Source organism: Streptomyces sp. NPDC006687 (assembly GCF_040636215.1).
GTDB lineage: Bacteria > Actinomycetota > Actinomycetes > Streptomycetales > Streptomycetaceae > Streptomyces.
Genome location: NZ_JBEYJJ010000034.1, coordinates 1 through 2,860 on the forward strand (window position 1 = coordinate 1; position 2,860 = coordinate 2,860).

The window sequence follows — 2,860 nt, forward strand, 5'->3', positions numbered from 1 at the left end:
CTCAAGGAACGGACGCTTCCTTTGTACTGACCCTCTCGGGCTTTCCTCCGGGCTTTCGTTCTGTTCCGAGTCTATCAGATCCTTTCGGGCCCGATTTCCTCGGTGCTTTCCAGGTCCTTCGCTTTCGCGTTTTCCCTTTCCGGCGGTTCCGACTCTATCAGAAGTTTTCCACCGGATTTCCGGCTTCGACGATCCGAATGAAGAGTCGAGTGCACACCACACGGAATCGGATTCCTCGTGGCCTGCGGGGGGTTGTCGCCGAACTTGTCCAGCTCGAGGCAACTGTTTGACTCTACAGCCGCCCCCCAGAGGTGTCAAAACGAGGTGGCCCCGGCTCTCCTCGCCTGCTACTAGGGTGCGTGCCCGTGGACGCTGCTGAGCTCGACGGCCGGTTCCGGTCGCACTCCCCCTGCATTCCCCCGCACCTGGTCTCCCGGATGTTCGACCTCGGCCATGCCGAGGAGGTCGCGTTCCAGGCCGGCCGGGGCGAGTGGTTCTGCGCGCGGGAGCTGGCGCGTCGGCTCGACGGTCAGGGCCGCCGGGCGGAGGCGTGGGAGGTGATCACTCCCTACGTCGCCACGGGCTGGTGGATGGCGGCCGAGGCCGGAGCCGGACTGCTGGAGGGGTGGGGAAGGGGCGACGAGGCCATCGCCCTGGTCCGCCCCTATGCCGAGAGCGGGGACCGCCCGGCCCTGGCCGTCTTCGCCCGCCTGCTGGCCCGGCACGGCCGGAGCGGGGAGGCGTTCGCCCTGCTCCTCCCCCACGCGGGGGACGAGTTCCTCGCCACCGCCCTGGTCGACGTCGCCGGCGTCGCGGGCCAGGACGAGGAGGCCGCCGCACTGCTGGCCGCCCGTATCGACGCGGCCCACCGCAGTACGGACCCGGCCGGCCCGCGGCCCGGCCTGGCCCCCGCGAACGCCGTGTCCCTGCTGGCCGCGGTCCGCGAACGCCAGGGCCGCATCGACGAGGCGATCGCCCTCCTGCGTCCCGGCGCCGCCGACTCCCCGGACCACGGCCACCAGCAGCTGGCGGATCTCCTGGCCCGCCACGGCCGGACCGAGGAGCTACGGCACTACGCCGGAGAACTCGGGAGCGCCGCTCAGCGTCTCGCCGAGCTCCTGGAGGAACGCGGAGACGTGGAGGGTGCCATCGCCGTCTACCGGAGTCCGCGCGGCTCGCAGGCCCTCCGGCGGTACGAGGCGGTACGCCTCGCGGCCCTCCTGGAGCGGCACGACCGACGGGCGGAGGCGATCGGGGTCCTGCGCTCGCTCGCGGACTCGCCCCCCGCCGGCGCAGAGGACTGGCTGGTCCGTGAGCTGTGCGCCCTGTACGCCGCTCACGGCCGCGCCGAGGACGGACTGGCCTACCTCGATGCCCTCAAGTCCCTTACGGGAGGCGAGGAATGGACCTTCTTCGAGATGCGGCTCCCGCTGCTGGCCGCCTGCGGCCGGCGGGAGAAGGCCATCGCGCTCGTACGGGCCCACCCGGAGGCCGACACCTGGTACGCGGCGACGTCCCTCGCGCAGCTCCTCGCCGACTCCGGCCGCACCGAGGAAGCCGCCGCCGTCCTCGGCGCACACCTCCCGGGCAGTGCCGTCGACCTGGCCGAGCACCTCATCACCCTGGGCCGCGTCAAGGAGGCGGTGTCCGTCCTCCAGGAGCAGCCGCACTGAGCCGGCCGTCTCTCGCCCGGCTCGTTCAGTTGTTGACGTACGTCAGGCTCGTCGCGTCGTAGCGGGCACCCGCGATGTGTTCCTGCGGGGCTGCCGCCTCGATGGCCGCCAGGTCCTCCGCGGTCAGCTCGATGGCGAGAGCCGCGAGGTTCTCTTCCAGGTACTGGCGGCGCCGGGTGCCGGGGATCGGTACGACGTCCTGCCCGCGGTGCTGGACCCAGGCCAGTGCGAGCTGGCCGGTGGTCACGCCCTTGGCGGCGGCCAGTTCCTCCAGCCTGGCGACGATCGCCAGGTTCCGGTCGAGGTTGCCGTCGGCGAACCTCGGCTGCGTACGGCGTACGTCGTTCTCCGCGAGTCCCTCGACCGAGTGGTAGCGGCCGGTGAGGAAGCCCCGCCCGAGCGGGGCGAACGGGACCAGGCCGATGCCGAGCTCGCGGCAGACCGGGACGACCTCGGCCTCCAGGTCCCGCGTCCACAGGGACCACTCGCTCTGCAGCGCCGCGATCGGGTGAACCGCGTGCGCCCGCCGGATCGTTTCGGCGCCGGCTTCCGACAGTCCCAGGTGGCGGACCTTGCCGGCCTGGACCAGCTCGGCCATGGCGCCGACGGTCTCCTCGATCGGCACCTTCGGGTCGACCCGGTGCTGGTAGTAGAGGTCGATGTGGTCGACCCCGAGGCGTCGCAGGGAAGCCTCGCACGCCTGGCGTACGTAGGCGGCGTCGCCCCGGACGACGGGCGGCTCGCCCAGCCGGCTGGCGAAGCCGAACTTCGTGGCGACCACCACCCCTTCGCGGCGCCCGGCGATGGCCCGCCCGATGAGTTCCTCGTTGTGCCCGGCGCCGTAGAAGTCGGCGGTGTCCAGAAGGGTCACCCCGAGGTCGAGGGCGTGGTGCAGGGTCTGGATCGACTGGGCGTCGTCCGAGTCGCCGTAGCCGTGGCTCATCCCCATGCAGCCCAAACCCTGCGCGGACACCCCGAGTTCGCCCAAGTGCCGGATGCGTACGTCGGTCATTCTGGTTCCTCCCGAGCTGGAAAACCGTCTCACCACGACGCTAGGTCTTGGAGTGCACTCCATGTCAAGAAACCGGCCCGTGAACGCAGAAAAGCCCCGCACCAGAAGGTGCGGGGCTTTCCCACAATGATTGTTCGGCGGCGTCCTACTCTCCCACAGGGTCCCCCCTGCAGTA

Annotated in this window: 2 protein-coding genes; one reads left to right on the top strand and one right to left on the bottom strand. The window is 70.9% G+C overall.

Annotation, left to right across the window (positions count from 1 at the left end):
- Nucleotides 1-365: 365 nt before the first annotated feature.
- On the top strand, nucleotides 366-1,673 hold the full coding sequence (locus ABZ716_RS24615; RefSeq protein WP_358961748.1) for a hypothetical protein: 1,308 nt from the start codon (nucleotides 366-368) through the stop codon (nucleotides 1,671-1,673).
- Between the two features lie 25 nt (nucleotides 1,674-1,698).
- Here ABZ716_RS24615 and ABZ716_RS24620 read toward each other — a convergent pair whose 3' ends face one another.
- Complete coding sequence (locus ABZ716_RS24620) at nucleotides 1,699-2,685, bottom strand: aldo/keto reductase (protein ID WP_358961750.1); 987 nt, start codon at nucleotides 2,683-2,685, stop codon at nucleotides 1,699-1,701.
- Between the last annotated feature and the right edge of the window lie 175 nt (nucleotides 2,686-2,860).